The sequence below is a fragment of the Tabrizicola sp. genome (assembly GCF_022842145.1).
Lineage (GTDB): Bacteria > Pseudomonadota > Alphaproteobacteria > Rhodobacterales > Rhodobacteraceae > Tabrizicola.
This window is the reverse complement of sequence record NZ_JALHQD010000011.1, coordinates 1-18908: the sequence shown is the minus strand read 5'-3', so window position 1 is coordinate 18908 and position 18908 is coordinate 1. Positions and strand designations below refer to the sequence as shown.

Here is an 18908-nt window from a genome sequence, read left to right as displayed (position 1 = left end):
ATCTCAGCCCGATAAAGTGAAAGGTCATTTGCATGTCGCATTCCCCAAGCCGCCGCTCTGTTCTTGCGGGACTGGCCGCCCTTCCTGTCCTTGCCGCAGTTCCCCTCATGGCCGAACCGGTTCAGCGCCCGTTCAACCTGAAGATCGTGATGTCCGGTCATAGCCTGACGGATGCGATTCCGGCCCCGCTGGAGGCGCTGGTGAAAGCTGCGGGAGGCTCGGAGACGCGGGGAATGCTGATCGACAAGTCCACCATTCCCGGCAGCCCGGCCGAGATGCGCTGGGAGACGGACCCGATCGAGCCCGTCGATGCCCGACGTGATATCGCTAAGTACGACGTTCTGGTCCTCACCGAACGCGTCGCAGTGCGGGCCACGCTTCAGTGGCACGGCTCTGACAAGATCTGTCTCACCTGGTACGAGCACGCCTTGAAGAACGGCCGTGGCGGCAAGGGTGCCGAGATGATCCTTTATGCCAGCTGGATCGGCCTGGACAGCGGGAAGCCCTCCAAATGGGACACATCCGAAGACCAGATGATCCCGTTCCGGGAGCGGCTGGATGTCGAGATGTCTGCCTGGCAGATCATCGCGGACCATGTAAACACCAATCGGCCCGCCGGCAGCCCGGCGATGCGAATGATACCGGGACCGTTGATCATGGCCGCGGTCTGGGATGCCATCGCGGCAGGGACTGCACCGGGCCTGACGAACATGCAGGATCTCTTCGAGGACGACATCCATGTGAACGCCAAGGGTGCCTACCTGATCTCGCTGGCGCATTACGCGGTGATCTACGGACGCGACCCACGGGACATCCCGAACCTGCGGGGCGCACCGGGATGGCCGACGGCCGAACAGGCTGACTGGATGAAGGCGCTCGTGTGGGACGTGGTGCGCGCCTATCCCGGCAGCGGGCTGGCTTAGGCCCGCTTCGCCTCGATCACTTCCCAGATCCGGGCGGCGGCATTGGTGCCGTCGAACCGCTCGAGTTCCTGCAGACCGGTGGGCGAGGTGACGTTGATCTCGGTCAGCCAGTCGCCGATGACGTCGATCCCGACGAAGACCTGGCCTTTCTCGCGCAGAACGGGGCCGATGGTCCGGCAGATTTCCAAGTCACGCTCGGTCAGGCCAATCTTTTCGGGGCGACCGCCGACATGCATGTTCGAACGCGTTTCCCCAGCCTGGGGAACGCGGTTGATCGCGCCCACTGGCTCGCCGTCCACAAGGATCACCCGCTTGTCGCCCTGGGCAACGGCGGGCAGGAACTTCTGCACGATCAGAGGTTCGCGGTTGATGCCCATGAAAAGCTCGTGCAGGGACGACAGGTTCCGGTCGTTGGGGTCCAGCCGGAAGACCCCGGCGCCACCGTTGCCGTAAAGCGGCTTGAGGATGATGTCGCCGTGCCGCGCCTTGAAGGCGCGGATGGTGGCCAAGTCGCGGGCGACGGCGGTGGGGGGCGTCAGGCTGGGGAAGCGCAGGACAAGCAGCTTTTCAGGGCTGTTGCGGACCCAGAACGGGTCGTTCACCACCAATGTCTTGGGGTGGATCATCTCCAGCAAATGCGTCGTGGTGATGTAGCCCATGTCGAAGGGCGGGTCCTGGCGTAGCCAGACCACGTCATAGCTGCCCAGATCGACTTCGGTCTCCTCGCCATAGGTCACATGGTTCCCGACTTCCCGCCGGACTTCGATCGGCCAGCCACGGGCCATGACGCGACCTTCGACGAAGGCCAGCCGGTCCGGCGTATAAAAGAAAAGGTGATGCCCCCGCGCCTGCGCCTCAAGCGCGATGCGGAAGGTCGAATCCGCGTTGATGTTGACCGACCCGATCGGGTCCATCTGCAGGGCTACCTTCAGCGGCATGGCTCACTCCATCATTCAGGGAAGTGATGGCCGAAGCTGCCGGAAGATGCAATTCAACCCGCGAAGGCGTTTTCGACAACTTCGATGCGACCCATGCCGTCGACCAGCGCCAGGTCGACGCGCACGTCGGTCAGGAGACCCTTGGGTTCATGGGCGACGAATTCGTCCACGGTGGCAAAGATGCGCCGGATCTGAGCGTCGGAGATATGCGAGGCGGCCAGGTCATGGGTCCGGCTTTGCTTGACCTCGATGAAGACGACCACGTCACCATCCCGACCGATCAGGTCGATCTCGCCGGTGATCCCGCGCCAGTTCCGGTCGCAGATCGGGATCCCCCGGTCTTCGTAGTGGCGCGCGACCGATGCCTCGGCCGCGTGGCCGGCAAGGTAGTTCGTCAGCCCCCGCGTCTGGCGGGACTGCCGTGCCGGTGAAGCGACGTCGAAGGGCATGGGCTATCCTTGGCGGTCGAGGGCGATCTTGTAGGCGATCTTGCGCGGCACACCCAGAGTTTGCGACACAAAAGTTGCCGCATCCTTAACGGACATCGTCTTCAAGGCCTGGTCCAAGGCTTCGGCGATGCTTTCCTCGGTCACCTCGGAGGGCGGGGCGCGGTCGACCAGCACCACGATTTCGCCCTTGATATCGCGCTGGGCAACCTGTTCCGCCAGGTCGGCCGCACCGCCACGCAGCACTTCTTCGAAGCGCTTGGTCAGCTCGCGGCACACCACGACCTGACGGGCCGGCCCAAGCACGGTCACCATCTCCGACAGGAGGGCTGCCAGACGTTTGGGGCTTTCATACAGGATCAGCGTGGCCTGCACCGCCGCCAGATCCGCCAGGAATGTGCGCCGGGCACCCTGCGCCGAGGGCGGGAAGCCGGCAAAGAAGAAACGGTCCGAAGGCAGTCCCGACAGCGTCAGCGCGCAGATCGCCGCACAGGGCCCCGGCGCCGCGCTCATCGGGAGGCCCGCCGCGGCAACCGCCCGCACCAGCTCGAAACCGGGGTCCGAGATGAGCGGAGTTCCCGCTTCGGACGCATAAGCCAGGCTCTTGCCCTCGGCCATGAGGCCCAGCAGCCGCTGCAACTGCCCTTCGCCCGAATGGTCGTGGTAGGCGATGACCTGGCGGGTCCCCAGCGGAACGCCGTGGATCTCCATCAGGTGCCGCAGGGTCCGCGTGTCCTCGGCCACCAGCACATCCGCTCCGGCCAGCACATCCAGCGCCCGAAGCGTGATGTCGCGCGCCGCGCCGATGGGCGTAGAGATCAGGTGCAGCCCCGGCGGAATGGCGCGCAGGGCGGGTTTATGCGGGCTTTCAGCCGGGTCCGAGCCTTGCCTCACAAGTTTACTTCCCTAATCGAACCCATTAGCCTGACCGGCAAACGCAGCGCGCTGCAACAGTGAGGAAACACCATGTTGTCCGTAATTCGCCGGGCCCGCAAGTCGCTGGCTCACATGCTGTTTGTGCTGGGTGCCGTGGTCCTTTCGGGCTGCGTGGCTTCCGGTCCCGCCACGACACCAGCGTCCAGGGGCGGTTCGGTGCAGGTCGCGCTTCTGGTCCCCTCGGGCTCGGGCCAGTCGCAGGACGAGCTCTTCGGCCAGAACCTGGAAAACGCCGCGCGGCTGGCGATGGCGGACCTGTCGGGCGTGAACATCGACCTGCGCGTCTACAAGACCGGCGGCAGCCCGGCGCAGGCCTCGGCGCTGGCCAGGCAGGCGGTGGATGAAGGTGCACAGGTGATCCTGGGGCCGTTCTATTCGGAAGAGGCGAACGCGGCGGGTGTTGCCGTGGCGAATTCCGGTGTGAGCGTGCTGGCCTTCTCGAACAACGCGGCCATTGCGGGCGGCAACGTCTTCGTCCTGGGCCAGACCTTCGACAACACGGCGCGCCGACTGGCCCGTTATGCCGTGCAGAACGGAAAGTCCAAGGTGCTGATCGTGCATGACCGCAACGTCGCGGGCGAGGTGGGCAAGGCCGCGATCGAACGTGGCGTATCGGCAGCCGGCGGCTCGGTCGTCGGGGTCACTTCGTACGAGTTCTCGCAGAACGGCATAGTCCAGGCTGCGACGGGGATCGTGGGCACCGCGAAATCTTCGGGCGCGACTGCGCTGTTCCTGACGGCGGATACCGCGGGGGCGCTGCCGCTGCTGAGCCAGCTTCTGGTCGACAACGGAATCGACAAGAACTCCACGCAGTTCATCGGGCTGACCCGCTGGGATATTCCGCCGGCCACACTCTCGCTGCCGGGCGTGCAGGGCGGCTGGTTCGCCATGCCGGACCCCGGCCTGAGCGCCCAGTTCCGCTCGCGCTACGAGGGTGCCTATGGCAGCCAGCCGGTTCCGGTGGCGGCCCTGGCCTATGACGGGATCGCGGCCATCGGCGCCTTGGCGGGCCGGGCCAAGGATGGGGCCCCGCTGGCGAAGGGCGACCTGACCCAGTCGGCGGGCTTTGCCGGTGTCTCCGGCATCTTCCGCCTGCTGCCAAACGGCACGAACGAGCGCGGTCTCGCCGTTGCGACGATCCGCACGAACCAGGTCGTGGTGATCGATGCTGCGCCGCGCAGCTTCGGCGGCGCCGGGTTCTGAGGATCGTGGACACTGCTACCGAGGTCCCGGTTGCGCCGCTGGCGGTCGGGACCTCTTATCCTGTGCCGGATGTCGACCGGCTGACCGCCTTGGTGCTGAACGCCTTGAGGGGGGCCGCCGATCACAAATCGGCGCGCGCCGTGGTGGTCGGCCATTTGCAGGCTGCAAAAGCGGAGGCTGCGGCCAAGTTCGAGGCCGCCTTCCGCGCCGCTCCGGGCGAGGCCAGGGCGCTGATCTATGCCCAGGCGGCACTGACCGATGTCCTGGTGCAGGTCACTCTGGCCGCGGCAATGCGGCTTCACCCACTGGCCAACCCGACCGAATCCGAGCGCATTGCCGTCCTTGGCGTCGGCGGATACGGGCGCGCCGAGATGGCTCCGCAGTCCGACGTCGACCTTCTGTTCCTGACGCCCTGGAAGATCACGCCCTGGGCTGAAAGCGTCATCGAGACGATGCTTTACATGCTGTGGGACCTGAAGCTGAAGGTCGGCCATTCCAGTCGGACAGTGAAGGACTGCCTGCGGCTTGGACGTGACGACATCACCATCCGCACCGCCCTTCTGGAGCACCGGTTCATCTGCGGCCACCGCCCGCTGGCCGAAGAGCTCGAGGCCCGGCTCTGGGGCGAACTCTTCCGGAACTCCGGCCCGGAATTCATCGAGGCGAAACTGGCCGAGCGGGCGGAACGCCACAAGCGCCAGGGTGGCCAGCGCTACGTGCTGGAACCGAACGTCAAAGAGGGGAAAGGCGGGCTGCGCGATCTGCAGACGCTGTACTGGATCGGCAAGTATCTGCACCGCGTGCCGTCTGCCGAGGGGCTGGTCGGGGCGGGCCTCCTGTCGCGCGAGGAATTCGACAGTTTCGCCCGCGCCGAGGATTTTCTCTGGGCCGTGCGCTGTCACCTCCATTACATCACCGGCAGACCGACGGACACGCTGACCTTCGACCAGCAGGTCGAGGTCGCCGCCCGGATGGGGTACCGCGACACGGCGGGACGGCGCGCGGTCGAGCATTTCATGCAGGACTACTTCCGCCTTGCCACCCGCGTCGGCGAACTTACCCGCATCTTCCTGACCGAGCTGGAAGCCCGCCACGCCAAGCGGGAAGCCAGCCTGTTCGGCATCTTCAAGCTGACCAAGCGGGTGAAGGCCGGTTACAAGCTGGTGCAGGGGCGCATCGATGTCGTCGATCCGAAGGCGTTTCTGGCGGACAAGCTGAACCTCCTTCGCGTTTTCGAGGAAGGCCTGCGGACCAAATATCTGCTGCACCCCAACGTCATGCGGATCGTGACCTCGAACCTCGACCTCATCGACGACGAAATGCGCGAGGACCCCGAGGCGCAGCGCATCTTCCTGGACCTGCTGCTGAAGCACGGAAACCCCGAACGTTCGCTCCGCCGGATGAACGAGCTGGGCGTGCTGTCGGCCTTCATTCCCGAATTTGAAGCCATCGTCGCGATGATGCAGTTCAACGTCTACCACCACTACACGGTCGACGAGCACATCATCCAGACCATCAGTTGCCTGGCCCAGATCGAACGCGGCGAACTGGTCGAGGATTTGCCTTTGTCTTCCTCGATCCTGAAGGATGGCGTGAACCGGCGGGTGCTGTACGTGGCGCTGCTTCTGCATGACATCGGCAAAGGTAGGCCCGAGGATCACTCCATCCTCGGCGCACAGATATCCCGCCGGGTGGCCCCGCGGCTGGGTCTGGATGCCGAGGAATGCGAGACGGTCGAATGGCTGGTGCGCTATCACCTTCTGATGTCCGACATGGCGCAGAAGCGCGACATCGGCGACCCCAGGACGGTACGCGACTTTGCCAAGGCGGTCCGCACCCGCAAGCGGCTTGACCTGCTGACCGTGCTGACCGTCTGCGACATCCGCGGCGTGGGGCCGGGCACCTGGAACAACTGGAAGGCCATGCTGCTGCGGCAGCTTTACAAGCAGACCGCCGACGCACTGGAAGGCGGGCTTGAAACCCTGAACCGCGAGAACCGGCAGGCCGACGCCACGCTTGCCCTGCGCGAGCGCCTGTCCGGCTGGGACGCCGCCGCGCTGGAGCATGAGACGACGCGCCACTACGCGCCCTACTGGCAAGGCCTGTCCACCGACACCCACGAGGTCTTTGCCCGGCTTCTCCAAGGCCTTGGCGATGACGAAATCCGCATCGACCTGCACCCCGATCCCGACCGCGACGCGACCCGCGCCTGCTTTGCCCTGGCCGACCACCCCGGCATCTTCAGCCGTCTTGCGGGGGCCCTGGCACTGGTCGGCGCGAACGTCGTGGACGCGCGGACCTATACCTCGAAGGACGGCTACGCGACCGCCGTCTTCTGGGTCCAGGACATCGAGGGCCACCCTTACGAAGTTTCGCGCCTGCCGCGCCTGCGGGGGATGATCGACAAGACCCTGAAGGGCGAGGTCCTTGCCCGCGAGGCGCTGAAGGACCGCGACAAGATCAAGAAGCGTGAACGTGAGTTCCGCTTCCCGACCCACATCATGTTCGACAACGAAGGGTCGGACATCTACACCATCATCGAGGTGGACACGCGCGACCGGCCCGGCTTGCTTTATGACCTCACCCGCACGCTGGCCACGAACAACATCTACATCGCCAGCGCCGTGATCGCGACCTATGGCGCGCAGGTGGTCGACACCTTCTACGTCAAGGACATGTTCGGCCTGAAGCTGCACCAGAAGCACCGCCAGGAAGCACTGGAGAAGAAGCTGCGCCAAGCCATCGTCGAAGGGGCCGAAAGGGCCATCGCATGAGCTCTCGCGGCATGATCCGCAACATCGTGACGCTGGGCGGCTGGACACTCGTGTCGCGCGGCGCGGGTCTGGTGCGCGAGTTGATGATGGCCGCCTACCTGGGCGCGGGGCCGGTGGCGGACGCCTTCAACGTGGCCTTTTCGCTGCCCAACATGTTTCGCCGCTTCTTTGCAGAAGGCGCGTTCAACCAGGCCTTCGTGCCGCTCTATTCCAAGAAACTGGAAGCCGGAGAAGATGCCGAGGACTTCGCGCAGAACGCCTTCTCCGGGCTGACTGCGTTCCTGCTGATCTTCACGCTGCTTGGCACGCTTGCCATGCCGCTTCTCGTCTGGGCGATGGCTTCGGGCTTCGTCGGGGACGGACGCTTCGACATGGCCGTCGATTTCGGCCGGATCACCTTTGTCTACATCGGCTTCATCTCGCTCTTTGCGCTTCTCTCCGGCATCCTGAACGCCCACGGCCACTTTGCCGAGGCCGGGGCCGTCCCGGTCCTGATGAACGTGGTCTTCATCGTCGCGATGATGCTGGCCCACTATTACGGCTGGGACATGGGGAAAACGCTGGCTTGGACGACGCCCATCACCGGCATCGCGCAACTGGGCTGGACGCTTTACGCCGCCCGCCGGATCGGGTTCATCCCCCGCCTGCGACTGCCGCGCCTGACGCCGGACTTCCGTCGCCTGATGGTCACGATGGGTCCCGCGCTGCTGGTCGGCGGGGTCGTGCAGATCAACCTTCTCGTCTCGCGGCAGGTCGCGTCAGGGACCGAGGGTGCCATCTCGTGGCTCGTCTATGCCGACCGCCTGTACCAGCTGCCCCTTGGGGTCGTCGCCATCGCCGTCGGCACCGTCCTTCTCCCCGAGCTTTCCCGCCGCCTGCAGGCCGGTGACAGCGCGGGCGGGCGTGAGGCGTTCAACCGTGGCACCGAATTCGCGCTGCTCCTGACCCTCCCCGCCGCCGTAGCGCTGGTAGTCATCGCGCTGCCGATCACCGAGGTCCTGTACCAGCGCGGCGCCTTCGGACCGGAAGACACCGCCGCCACAGCGCTTGCGCTGGCGATCTATGGCCTCGGCCTGCCGGCCTTTGTCCTGCAGAAGGCCCTGCAACCCCTGTTCTATGCCCGCGAGGATACGAAACGGCCGTTCCAGTATGCCGTCGCATCGATGGTTCTGAACGCGGCCCTCGCCTTCGGCCTGATGCCCTGGATCGGCTTCTCTGCCGCCGCCTGGGCCACCACGCTGTCCGCCTGGGTCATGGTCGCACAACTCTGGTGGGGCGCGCGGCGGCTGGGTGAGGAAACCCGCTTCGACGCCCGGTTCCTGTCGCGCTTCTGGCGGATCGCCCTGGCCTCTGCCCTGATGGGAGCGGCACTTTGGGGCGGTTGGAGCCTGCTGCAACCGATGCTGGAGGCGCGGGCCTACCGCGTGCTGGCCCTGGTCCTGCTGATCGCGCTTGGCATGGTGACTTACGCCATCGCCGCCTTCGGATTGAAGGCGGTACGCCTCTCCGATCTGAAGGCGCTTCGCCGTCAGCGCTGACGCATCTGGTCCAGCACCCGCCGGAACCCGCCGGGTGCGACGACGAAGGACAGCAGGAACCCGGCCGCAAAGCCCGCGATGTCGGCGACCCAGTCCCAGCCGGCCCCGAACAAGAGCCCGAACACCAGCTGCACAAACAGCAGCGCCCCGATCAGGCTGAAAGCACGGAACTTGTTCGCACCGACGCGGGCAAGATTGGTCCAGATCAAGAAGGTGAACGCCCCGATCAGCCCGTAGACTGCCGGAAAGCTGCCGATCAGCTGCACCCGGTCGGGGACCAGCAACCCATAGGCCGCGGCCGCCACTGCCGCCGATCCAAGGAACACCACCACGACGCCCCACCAGCGGAAGACCTCGGCGACCATCTTGCCAAGCGCCAGCAACATCACCACGGCAAACAGCGCATGGGTGAAGCTGCCGTGCACCAGAACGTAGCTGACCAGCCGATGCAGTTCGTCCAGCGGCTGGCCGCCGTTCGCCGCTTGATACTTGAGAAGCTCGGGAAACAGCCCAAAGCGTTCAACCGCCTGCAGCCGCCAGCTGATTCCTTGCGCGCCACCGACCAGACCGCGTTCGGCCAGGGTCAGCACCAGCTCCATCGCGATCAAGGGCAGGGCCAGGATCCAGACGACCGGCGGCAGCGGGTTCAAGGGGGGTGCGTTCGGGTCCTGATCCATGCCTGTCCTGCCTGTATCCTGCAACGCGCCCTGATTGACGCCTGTTGCCCCTTGGATTACGCGGGTTCGCAAGCTTAATCCAGACGGAGCCAAACCATGTCCTCCCCGGCTTCGGCGGTCCAAACGCCGACATCCTTCAAACCCCGCATCTTTTCGGGCATCCAGCCCTCGGGCGGGATCACGCTGGGCAACTACCTTGGCGCGCTGAAACGCTTCGTCGAAAAGCAGGACGAGGGGATCGAGACGATCTACTGCCTGGTCGACATGCATGCGATCACCACGTGGCAGGACCCCGCCAAGCTGCGCCACGCCACGCGCGAGGGGGCAGCCGCCTTCATCGCGGCGGGCATCGACCCGCAGCGGTCCATCCTGTTCAACCAGTCCCAGGTCAGCGCCCATGCGGAACTGGGCTGGATCTTCAACTGCGTCGCGCGCATGGGCTGGATGAGCCGCATGACCCAGTTCAAGGACAAGGCGGGCAAGAACTCCGAGAACGTCTCGCTGGGGCTATATGCCTACCCTGCGCTGATGGCCGCCGACATCCTTGCGTACCACGCCACGATGGTCCCGGTGGGCGAAGACCAGAAGCAGCACCTGGAGCTGACCCGCGACATCGCGATCAAGTTCAACAACGACTACGGGGTGGACTTCTTCCCGGTGGTCGATCCGCTGATCGAAGGTGCGGCCACCCGCGTCATGTCGCTGCGCGACGGTACCAAGAAGATGTCGAAGTCCGATCCGTCCGATCAGTCGCGCATCAACCTCACGGACGACGCCGACGCCATCGCCGCCAAGATCCGCAAGGCCAAGACCGACCCCGAACCACTGCCGGACAGCGTCGAGGGCCTGAAGGACCGACCGGAGGCGCGGAACCTGGTCAACATCTACGCCGCCCTGTCCGGCCATTCCGTCGACCAGGTCGTCCAGGATTTCGCGGGCGCCCAGTTCGGCATCTTCAAGCCCGCGCTGGCCGATCTTGCGGTGGCCAAGCTTTCGCCCATCACCGCCGAGATGAACCGCCTGATGGCTGACCCGGCCGAGATCGACCGCATCCTGGCCGACGGGGCTGACCGCGCCGACGCCCTTGCAAGGCCGATCCTGGAGCAGGTCTACGACATCACCGGCATGATCCGTTCGCGGCGGAAATGATCCACAGGTTTCCGCAGTCTCTGACAGTGCCTGTCACATTGCGGATTCATCGGTTGCCTAGGGTGAGGGTGTTCGGAGATGCGATCTGTCCCCATCGCCCGGTCCGGCCAGCTGTCCCCTGAGGGTCAGGACCGTTCCCGACATGCCCCTGTGCCCCCCGCACAGGGGCTTTTTTGCCTTCGATGTCGCGTAGCTTGACGAATGCCCGGCTATGCACCGACCATCTGGTGGCAAAGAAGGGGTTTCCTGTTGACCAGAGCAGATCTATAGCGCACCGGGCAAAGGTCTTTCCCGATCCACGCCTCCGACCGCGACGCGCGGGGGCTTTGGCTTGTGCCCGTCATGCTTTCCAACGCTCCATGATCCGCGCTCATATCGCCACCTATCCGCCCCGGCTGCAGATGCTGGAGCAAGCCCTTGCGACCATCGCACCGCAGGTCGATCAGGTATTCCTTTGCCTCAACGAATTCACCGAAGTTCCTGCTTTCCTGACGGCCTTCCGGAACGTCACCCCGTGGATTCCGTCAGAGGACCTGAAGGATGTGGGCAAGTTTGCCTTAAAGGTTGCTTCGGACGATCTGGTTGTCATGGCGGATGACGACCTGCTGTACCACCCGATGCATGTGACCACGCTTAGACACATCGGCGACGGTTTGGACCTGGACCGGGTGGTGGTCGGCCTGCACGGCACGATCTACCACCCCGACCAGGGCCCGCTGATCCGCGGCAGGACCACCTATCAATGCGATGAGCCGCTTGCCACCTCGACGCGGGTGCATCAGCTGGGGACCGGAACCGTCCTCGCGCTCGGCCGGAATGTGGCCCCGTCCGATTTCATGGCGGGCAGTCAGAAGTTCGTTGATGTGCGATACGCGCGCTGGCTGCATGGCCGGGGCCTGCAATCCTGGGCAATCCAGCGTCCGGATGGCTTTCTGCGCAAGATCGAGCTGCCGGGGATAAAGGTCGAAACGATCTTCAAGACGTTCACGCGCCACAGTCCGGATCATGTTCTGCAAGAGATCCGCGCCTTCGCCCAGGCCTTGCCGCCACCGCCCGACCACCCGGCATAAGCGCGGTCGCCAAACCGAATGAGCGTTGACACTTGATCCTGCAAGAAGCGGGAGGAGGTGGTAACAAGTGGGAACAGCCGAGAAAGCGCCGGAAGAACAGGGCGTTAACGCGTAGTGACGGCGATGCCGGGTGGCGATGCCATTGTCAGCACAAATTGCCGTTATGGGCTTCGGGACGCCCTCTTTGCGCTGTCTACCGCTAGTAAGCGGAGTGCCCAAGGCAGTTGTTTAAACCACTGTAAAACAAGGGTTGGAGTGCAATTGCTGTGCCGATTGCAGGCCAGAAGCCCGAGACCGAGGCGGTCGGAACATGCAAATCGAAGTGCGAGTTACCGATGCTAGTTGCATGTTGCAGGTAACATACTGATAAATGGGCGAAACGCGGAATAATGGCTGCTCTTGTGACGGCAGCGAACATGCAACTGGTTTTTGGGAGGTTAGAATGAAGGTAGCGAAGCTGGCGGCTACGGCGGCAGTGGGTCTTGCAGTCCTGGGCGCACTGGTTGGAATGGGAAATGGCGACTTTATCCTCGCGTCTTCAGCAGTGCCATGCCTCTTCGTGGCAGCGCTGTTCTGGAGCCTTGCGGAGATCGGTGAGAAGCTCGGACCGTCTCCATCGCACGCTGGACAGGCGGACGTTTCGACTGCTCCAGTGTTGGAAGCAGTGGTTCCTCAGCTGCAGGAGCCGACCGGTGCCGACCTTAAAGCACTGGAAAGAAAGCTCGCCGCGAAGCGCACCTAACGGCCGGGGGCCAGTCGAACGGCAGTGCCTGTGGCGACCAGGAACAGCATCGACTTCCCGCCGCCAGAGATCTCGCTGTAGTCGAGGCTGACGCCTAGAACGGCGTTGGCTCCGACGGCATAAGCCTCGCGGCGCAGCTCGCGCAAAACGGCCCTTCGGGCGTCCTTCAGGGCGTTCTGGTAAGACTTGGAACGGCCACCGAAGACATCGCGCCAAGCATTAAAGATATCGGTCAGCAGGCCCATGCCCACTGCGAACTCAGCGCTGATGATGTCGATGCGCTCAGCTACCTGGAGGTCTGGCGACGCCTCGGTCGAGAGTAGGATCTGACCGAGATCGTCCTCGCTGATTTCCGTTTCGCGGACAGCTTCGGCTGTGGCGCGCTCGCGCTTGTGCACGCAATCTGAACAGACACCACCCACCACGTTGTAAAACGGCACCGTCGAGCCGCAGACATTGCAAACAGCCATCAATCCCTCACCGAACATTACCTTTGAATGGAATGCTTTGACCGAGCCAGACGACCTTGCCGAGGATGCTCAGGGAGCCGCCGGGTGGCCCGTCGATCACCTGCGGCTCGTCGCCGGAATGTGCTGTGTGCACCACGGTGACGCTGCCGGCAAAGGTGACATTTGCGACCTTGATCTTGCCGCTTGACCGAAGACACCAGATCCCGTGGCCCTTCCGGAGCGCGTGCCTGGTATCCAGTAGCGCGAGCGTGTCCTGGACCGTCGGGCCCTCCAGTTCAACGACATCGGGCAGTGCAGCGAGGAGGTGGTCAGGAACAAGGTCGTGACTGTCAAGCCAAGCTCTAGCGAAGGCCACAGGGGCGCTGCCAGGCCTGATTTCCGCCCAAGGGATCGTGAGAAAGCCTGAAGGGGCGTCATCATCGGGCCCGTGGTTGGTCACTATTCCCGGTGTAACCTCGGTGGGCCTCTTGGGGCCAAAGTAGAACTCGAGATCAAGTACCTCAGCCAGTCGCATCAGGGACGGCAGGTTGTACCGCTTCTCGCCCTCGCGCGGCATACGTAGGTTCTTCAGCAGTGAAGGGTGTCCGACAGCCAGCTTTGAAGCTGCCGCGTCGGTCAGGCCCTTCCGCTTCAGAGCCGCATCTATGACGTCCAGAATCGCGTCCATCGCGGGAATCTAGCCTGTAATGGCTAAAGTTAAAAGTATGGCCAGTAGTGGCTTGACAGGTATGGCCTGTAGTGGCTAAATCGCGCGTATGGATCAGCGCGTCAAAATTCTCACTTTGCAAAGCCAGCTCTGCGAGCACATCGGGCGCAGCCATTGGGCGATCTCGGTTCGCATCTTCGGAAAGGGCGACTTTTTCAGAAGGCTCCTGAATGGCGCGGATTGCCGGACGAGCACTGCCGATAGAGCGATGCAGTGGTTCGCAGACAACTGGCCCGACGACCTTGCCTGGCCGAAGGACATCTCGCGTCCAGCCAAGTCCAAGAGGGCCGCTTGATGGCTGGCCCATCTCCTACCCGTCCCCCAACCTGGAGCACCCCCATGCGCAAGCTACTGACCGCCTGTCGGCGGCTGGACGACCATTGGGCGGGCGACGTCATTGGCGTCGTCTTCCTCTTCAGCCTGATCCCGCTCGTCTTCTTCCTTGGCACCTTCTTCGGTGGGGGGCGCTGATGCCGGGCGATCTTGTGACCTTCGATTTGAGCGCAGCCATCAAGAAGCAGGCCGCGGTCGAGCGCGACCGGATCATCGCGATGCTTGCTGCCATCGACGAGCGCCATGAGGCGGGCATCGCCGTCCAGGACGAGACCCTGTCCGAGGCCGGAGAATACCTCGCAGTGAAGCGGCTGACTGAAGCGGAAGAGAAGCTTCTGGGGCTGATCCTCGACCCAGGGTTTGCCCGGTACCAGCGCGAGCTGCAGAAGTGCCTTGCCGGGTTCGTGGAGGGCGCGGCATGAGCAGCCCTGTTCCCCAGGACTGGACCGAGATGATCGGTCATCTGAACGAGGCCCAGGTTGCCGAGGCAGCCATGAAGAGCCCCTTTGCCGGACAAGCAAACCGGGACGACGCCACCGTCCGCTACTCCCGGTCGGTCGACGCCATCTTCGCCTGCCTGTCTCGCCTGCGCGAAAGCCAGGAGCTGGGCCGGATCACGCTGCTGCTGTCGAAGCGGGAGCGGAAGTGATGGGCATCGACAACATCAAGTTCTCGAAGCCCGGTCTGGCCAAGTGGAGGCACTACCGGCGGAGTGAAGACTGCTTTCTTGTCCTGCGCCCGGACGGTTCGATCTACGGCCAGTACACCACGCTTTGCGAGGCCGCATCGACCGTGGGCCGGCGCCAGAAGGAAGACGACGAGCGCGCTCGCAAGACGGTTCGTTCCTGCCTTTGCTGTCAGCGTCAGTTCCAGAGCGAGGGCATCCACAACCGTCTTTGCGACACCTGCCGCAGGGGCGGCGGAGAATACAATCCTCATGCGGTTGCCCCGCGGAATGGACGGCCGAGATGAGCCGCGCCACCGGCAGCATTCATGCGGCGCCACTGACCAGCCCTCGGCTTCGTAGAGTGCTGCAGCTGCTGGAGGACGGAAGGCCCAGAACCACGCGCGACATCGTGCGGAAGGCCCGGGTGATGGCAGTCAACGCCTGCGTGGCCGAACTGCGGACCCACGGCGCCGAGATCACCTGCGAGCGGCGCGCAGCCCCGAACGGCGAGGGCTGGCGCTTCTACTACACCATGACGAAGGCACCTGACCTGACATGAAGTCCCCGACATTGCAGATGACCGGCCTTGTGCCGGTTGCAGAGATCGAAGACCGCAATCGCTTGCGCCCGGTGAGCGAAGCCGGTGTCGAGGCACTAAAGGCATCGATCGCCGAGACCGGTGTGATGAAGGACGCTATCCACGTCCGCCGCAAGAAGGGGGGGATCCTGGTCCTGATCGCAGGCGCGCACCGCCTGGAAGCCGCGCGCCGGCTGGGCTGGACCGAGATCGAGGCGAAGGTCTGGGCCGACGTGACCGACGACTGGTCGCGTCTGATGGAGATCGACGACAACCTGGCCGGGGCCGAAATGGGCCCGCTGGACACCGCCGTTTTCCTGGCCGAGCGAAAAGCCGTCTACGAGCGGCTGCACCCGGAAGCCAAGCATGGCGGCGACAGGAAGAGCGTCGAGTTCCAAAATCAAACGGACATAATGTCCGTTCGATCCTTCGCTGCCACAACTGCCGAAAAGTTCGGACTGTCAGACCGCCATGTACGTCGGATGATCGAGATCGGCACGGCACTGTCGCGGGACGAACTGCGCTGGCTTCGCGCCTCGAAGGCACCGATCCGGCTGACCGACCTTCAGGCGCTGGCAAAGATTGGGGATGGGCGTGAGCGGTCGCAGGTCTGCATTCGTATGTCGAACGGCGCGAAGTCAGCCGCCGATGCCTGGCGTTCGCACCGGCTGGAGATGGACGGAACGCCCCCCGTTAAAGACCCCGTTGAAGAGGCATACGTCGCGCTCTCAAAGGCCTGGGCTCGCGCGCCAGTGGCAGCGAAGAAGCGGTTCCTGATCAACCACAGGCACGAAATCTGGGAGGCCGAGAACAAGGGCGATTCCTTGATCAAGTATCTCGATAAAGAAGGGGACGGGAAGTGACCCTCACCCCTTCCCAGGAATGGTGGACGCCTGCGCAGATTGCGGACAGTGGTCTGCCCGATCTGCCCAAGACCCGGCAGGGCGTCGATGCCCTTGCCGACCGCCTGAACTGGCGCGGAGCGCCCAAGTTTGCCCGCCGCCGGTCCGGCAAGGGCGGTGGCTGGGAATACAGTTGGAAGCTGTTCCCGAACCGGGCCCAGCAGGCGCTGATCAAGCAGGCTGTTGCGCCCAAGGTCGCCGTAGCGAAGGCCCGAGACGAGGTCTGGTCCTGGTACGAGGCCCTGCCGCAGTCCGTCAAGGTGAAGGCCAAGGCGCGCCTTCTGGTGATCCAGAAGGTCGAGGCGCTGGAGCCTGCCATCGGACGCTTCCTGGCCGTTGCCCAGATCGCGCAAATGGACGGCCACGGGGCCCGGACCATCTGGTCCTGGTTCCAGATGATCGAGGGCATCTCCGCCCACGACCGGCTGGCCTATCTGGCACCGCGCAACCGAGCCGCCGAAAAGCGCCCGCGGGCCAAGGAATGCAGCCCGGAGTTCTTCGAGGTCCTGAAGTCCGACTATCTGCGGCTGGAAGCGCCACCCTTCACCGACTGCTACCGCCGCGCCACGCGGCTGGCCAAGGAGAAGGGCCTCGACATCCTGCCCGAGCGGACGATGCGGCGGCACCTGGACGCACAGGTGAGCCGGGTCACTCAGGTCCTCGCGCGTCAGGGTGTCGATGCGGTCAAGCGTCTGTTCCCGAGCCAAGTGCGCGACAAGACCTGCCTTCATGCGCTGCAGGCGGTGAACGCCGACTTCCACAAGTTCGACGTCTTCATCCGCTGGCCCTCGGTCGGCGGAGAGCCGGGGCTGGTGACCCGCCCGCAGATGGTAGCCTTCCAGGACATCTATTCCGGCCGCATCCTTGCGTGGCGCATCGACCAGACGCCGAACTCGACCGCCGTCATGCTTTGCGCGGGCGACATGATCGAGGCCTGGGGCATCCCTGAGCATGTGCTGCTGGACAACGGGCGCGAGTTCGCGGCCAAGGCCATCACAGGCGGTGCCGCGACCCGGTTCCGCTTCAAGGTCAAGGAGGACGACATTCCGGGCCTCTTCACGGCCCTTGGCTGCACGATCCACTGGGCCACGCCCTATAGCGGCCAGTCCAAGCCCATCGAACGAGCCTTCCGCGACATGTGCCAGTCGATCGCCAAGGACCCGCGCCTGGCTGGCGCTTACACCGGCAACACTGTCATGGCGAAGCCGGAGAATTACGGGTCGCGCGCGGTCGATCTGGAAGAGTTCCTGAAGGTGGTGTCCGAGGGAATCGAAGAGCACAACGCCCGCGAGAACCGCCGGTCGGAAGTGGCCTTCGGGCGGTCCTTCAATGCAGTCTTCGACGAAAGCTACGCCACTGCGCCGATCCGCAAGGCCACCGAAGCGCAGCGCCGTCTGTGGCTTCTCGGGGCCGAGGGTCTGCGGGCCGATGCCAAGAGCGGCATGGTCCGGTTCCAGGGCAACGAGTTCTGGGAGCCGTGGCTGACCGAGTTTGCCGGGCACCGCGTGGTGATCCGCTTCGACCCGGCTGACCTTTGGTCCGGTGTCCACATCTACGCCCAGGACGGGGCCTATCTCGGTCATGCTGACTGCCGCTTGAAGGTCGGCTTCTTCGATATGGACGAAGCGCGCATCCATGCCCGTGCCCGCGGAGCCTGGCTAAAGGCGCAGAAGGCCGAAGTCGAGGCACATCGCACCCTGAGCGCCATGCAGCTGGGGATGACCATCGACGCCATGTCGACCGCGCCCGCGCCAAAGCCCGAGGCCAAGGTTGTCCGTGCCCAGTTCGGCAAGCCGTTACCGGAGACCCCTGCTCGGCCCAGCGGGTCACCGCCCATCGACCAAGGCACATTCGAGCGCATTCAGGCGGGCGTGGTCGCCAATCTTGACGCCGCGCGAGCGGGCAAACCTGCCCCCGCCGCCGAGGAGACAGCACGGGACCGCTTTAAGCGGGCCTTGGACATCGAACGGAAACTGGAGTCGGGGGAACCCGTCACGCGGGACCAGGAGCGCTGGCTCTCGGTCTTCCAGAACACCTCGGAATACCGGTCAGAGCGCCTGATCTGGGACGACTTCGGGGACGCGATTTTCGGATGAGGGATGCCGCCGGGGGCGGTCAAGACCCCCGACGGCGATAGTGAGCAGAGGGAAAAAATGACAGACAAAGGGGAACTTTACAACACGGTCGCGCCTTTGGCGAACGTCACGCGTCTGGTGGCGCTGGTGGACCGTGCGCAGAACCGGGGTCCGGGTCTCCCCGGCCTGGGCTGCTTTTACGGAAAGGCGGGTCGCGGGAAGACGACCGCCGGGATCTACTGCACCAACACGATGAACGCCTGCCACGTCGAGGCGCTGCCCTTCGGTGGGCTGAAGAAGCTTCTCGAGATGATCGTGACAGAACTGGGACTGCGGCCCAAGCGGCTGATACCGGATCTGTTCGATCAGGCCGCGCAGGAGTTGGCTGTCACCGGTCGGCCGCTGATCATCGACGAGGCGGACCACATCCTGTCGACCAAGACCATTGAGGCGGTCCGGCATCTGCATGACAAGTCCGGCGCTCCAGTGATCTTGATGGGAGAGGAGCTTCTGCCGCAGCGCCTGCAAGCATGGGAACGGGTCCACGGCCGCATGTTGGCCTGGGTCGAGGCCGAGGACGCCACGTTGGATGACGTGGGCCACCTGGTGAAGGTCTACGCCCCAGGCGTCGAGATCGTGCCCGAGCTGCGCCAGAAGCTGCTTACCGCCTCCCAGGCATCGATGCGGTACATCTCGACCAATCTTGCCTCGATCGCAGAGTTCGCCGCCGCGCGTGACCTGCGCCGGGTGACGGTGGCCGACTGGACAGGCACTTTCCACAC

Annotated in this window: 22 protein-coding genes; 16 read left to right on the top strand and 6 right to left on the bottom strand. The window is 64.4% G+C overall.

Features of this window, described 5'->3' with window-relative positions; translation table 11 throughout:
• The first annotated feature begins 107 nt into the window (after positions 1–107).
• Positions 108–923 (top strand): hypothetical protein, encoded by an 816-nt coding sequence (locus tag Q0C42_RS19875; RefSeq protein ID WP_295080227.1) that lies wholly within the window; start codon positions 108–110, stop codon positions 921–923.
• Here Q0C42_RS19875 and gshB read toward each other — a convergent pair.
• From gshB to rsmI, 3 genes are read right to left on the bottom strand one after another with little or no spacing between them, the layout of a single operon-like run.
• Positions 920–1861: a glutathione synthase gene (gene gshB, locus Q0C42_RS19870; RefSeq protein ID WP_295080224.1), complete on the bottom strand. Its 942-nt coding sequence runs from the start codon at positions 1859–1861 to the stop codon at positions 920–922. The genes Q0C42_RS19875 and gshB overlap by 4 nt on opposite strands.
• Before the next feature lie 53 nt (positions 1862–1914).
• Positions 1915–2310, bottom strand: coding sequence for a YraN family protein (locus Q0C42_RS19865; protein ID WP_295080221.1), 396 nt, complete (start codon positions 2308–2310; stop codon positions 1915–1917).
• A 3-nt stretch (positions 2311–2313) separates the two neighbouring features.
• Positions 2314–3201: a 16S rRNA (cytidine(1402)-2'-O)-methyltransferase gene (gene rsmI, locus Q0C42_RS19860; protein WP_295080219.1), complete on the bottom strand. Its 888-nt coding sequence runs from the start codon at positions 3199–3201 to the stop codon at positions 2314–2316.
• 72 nt (positions 3202–3273) lie between these two features.
• Here rsmI and Q0C42_RS19855 point away from each other — a divergent pair, with 72 nt between their 5' ends.
• The 3 genes from Q0C42_RS19855 (at position 3274) to murJ (ending at position 8758) form a co-directional block, all read left to right on the top strand.
• Positions 3274–4446, top strand: a complete 1173-nt coding sequence (locus tag Q0C42_RS19855) for a penicillin-binding protein activator (protein WP_295080216.1) — start codon at positions 3274–3276, stop codon at positions 4444–4446.
• A 62-nt stretch (positions 4447–4508) separates the two neighbouring features.
• A complete protein-coding gene (locus tag Q0C42_RS19850) occupies positions 4509–7220 on the top strand; it encodes a [protein-PII] uridylyltransferase (protein ID WP_295080500.1) in 2712 nt (903 codons plus the stop codon).
• Positions 7217–8758 carry a murein biosynthesis integral membrane protein MurJ gene (murJ, locus tag Q0C42_RS19845; RefSeq protein ID WP_295080213.1) on the top strand — a complete coding sequence of 514 codons (1542 nt, stop codon included), beginning with the start codon at positions 7217–7219 and terminating at the stop codon, positions 8756–8758. The genes Q0C42_RS19850 and murJ overlap by 4 nt, the downstream gene beginning before the upstream one ends.
• Here murJ and Q0C42_RS19840 read toward each other — a convergent pair.
• On the bottom strand, positions 8749–9435 hold the full coding sequence (locus tag Q0C42_RS19840) for a rhomboid family intramembrane serine protease (protein WP_295080211.1): 687 nt from the start codon (positions 9433–9435) through the stop codon (positions 8749–8751). The two genes, murJ and Q0C42_RS19840, sit on opposite strands and share 10 nt — an antisense overlap.
• A gap of 96 nt (positions 9436–9531) precedes the next feature.
• Between Q0C42_RS19840 and trpS the strand changes: the two genes are divergently transcribed.
• The 3 genes from trpS (at position 9532) to Q0C42_RS19825 (ending at position 12396) form a co-directional block, all read left to right on the top strand.
• Positions 9532–10584: a tryptophan--tRNA ligase gene (gene trpS / locus Q0C42_RS19835; protein WP_295080208.1), complete on the top strand. Its 1053-nt coding sequence runs from the start codon at positions 9532–9534 to the stop codon at positions 10582–10584.
• A 359-nt stretch (positions 10585–10943) separates the two neighbouring features.
• Positions 10944–11654, top strand: a complete 711-nt coding sequence (locus Q0C42_RS19830; protein ID WP_295080205.1) for a hypothetical protein — start codon at positions 10944–10946, stop codon at positions 11652–11654.
• A 442-nt stretch (positions 11655–12096) separates the two neighbouring features.
• Positions 12097–12396: a hypothetical protein gene (locus tag Q0C42_RS19825; RefSeq protein ID WP_295080203.1), complete on the top strand. Its 300-nt coding sequence runs from the start codon at positions 12097–12099 to the stop codon at positions 12394–12396.
• On the opposite strand, the gene Q0C42_RS19820 is transcribed toward Q0C42_RS19825, so the two are convergent.
• Both Q0C42_RS19820 and Q0C42_RS19815 read right to left on the bottom strand, forming a co-directional pair.
• Positions 12393–12884 carry a heavy metal-binding domain-containing protein gene (locus tag Q0C42_RS19820; protein ID WP_295080201.1) on the bottom strand — a complete coding sequence of 164 codons (492 nt, stop codon included), beginning with the start codon at positions 12882–12884 and terminating at the stop codon, positions 12393–12395. The two genes, Q0C42_RS19825 and Q0C42_RS19820, sit on opposite strands and share 4 nt — an antisense overlap.
• A complete protein-coding gene (locus Q0C42_RS19815) occupies positions 12874–13533 on the bottom strand; it encodes a hypothetical protein (protein WP_295080198.1) in 660 nt (219 codons plus the stop codon). Before Q0C42_RS19815 ends, Q0C42_RS19820 begins: the two co-directional genes overlap by 11 nt.
• 88 nt (positions 13534–13621) lie before the next feature.
• On the opposite strand from Q0C42_RS19815, the gene Q0C42_RS19810 reads away from it, so the two are divergent.
• The 9 genes from Q0C42_RS19810 to Q0C42_RS19770 all read left to right on the top strand — a co-directional run.
• Positions 13622–13867, top strand: coding sequence for a hypothetical protein (locus Q0C42_RS19810; RefSeq protein ID WP_295080195.1), 246 nt, complete (start codon positions 13622–13624; stop codon positions 13865–13867).
• Positions 13868–13911: 44 nt separating this feature from the next.
• Positions 13912–14043 carry a hypothetical protein gene (locus Q0C42_RS19805; RefSeq protein WP_295080192.1) on the top strand — a complete coding sequence of 44 codons (132 nt, stop codon included), beginning with the start codon at positions 13912–13914 and terminating at the stop codon, positions 14041–14043.
• Positions 14043–14327 (top strand): hypothetical protein, encoded by a 285-nt coding sequence (locus Q0C42_RS19800; protein ID WP_295080189.1) that lies wholly within the window; start codon positions 14043–14045, stop codon positions 14325–14327. The genes Q0C42_RS19805 and Q0C42_RS19800 overlap by 1 nt, the downstream gene beginning before the upstream one ends.
• Positions 14324–14554, top strand: a complete 231-nt coding sequence (locus Q0C42_RS19795) for a hypothetical protein (RefSeq protein ID WP_295080186.1) — start codon at positions 14324–14326, stop codon at positions 14552–14554. The genes Q0C42_RS19800 and Q0C42_RS19795 overlap by 4 nt, the downstream gene beginning before the upstream one ends.
• Positions 14554–14877: a hypothetical protein gene (locus Q0C42_RS19790; RefSeq protein WP_295080183.1), complete on the top strand. Its 324-nt coding sequence runs from the start codon at positions 14554–14556 to the stop codon at positions 14875–14877. The genes Q0C42_RS19795 and Q0C42_RS19790 overlap by 1 nt, the downstream gene beginning before the upstream one ends.
• Positions 14874–15131: a hypothetical protein gene (locus Q0C42_RS19785; RefSeq protein WP_295080180.1), complete on the top strand. Its 258-nt coding sequence runs from the start codon at positions 14874–14876 to the stop codon at positions 15129–15131. The genes Q0C42_RS19790 and Q0C42_RS19785 overlap by 4 nt, the downstream gene beginning before the upstream one ends.
• A gap of 17 nt (positions 15132–15148) precedes the next feature.
• Entirely contained in the window at positions 15149–16012 is an 864-nt protein-coding gene (locus Q0C42_RS19780; protein WP_295080177.1) for a ParB N-terminal domain-containing protein, read from the top strand.
• Positions 16009–18147: a transposase domain-containing protein gene (locus Q0C42_RS19775; protein WP_295080174.1), complete on the top strand. Its 2139-nt coding sequence runs from the start codon at positions 16009–16011 to the stop codon at positions 18145–18147. Before Q0C42_RS19780 ends, Q0C42_RS19775 begins: the two co-directional genes overlap by 4 nt.
• 57 nt (positions 18148–18204) lie before the next feature.
• Positions 18205–18908, top strand: a 704-nt coding sequence (locus Q0C42_RS19770; protein WP_295080171.1) for an AAA family ATPase, incomplete at its 3' end; no start/stop codon positions are given.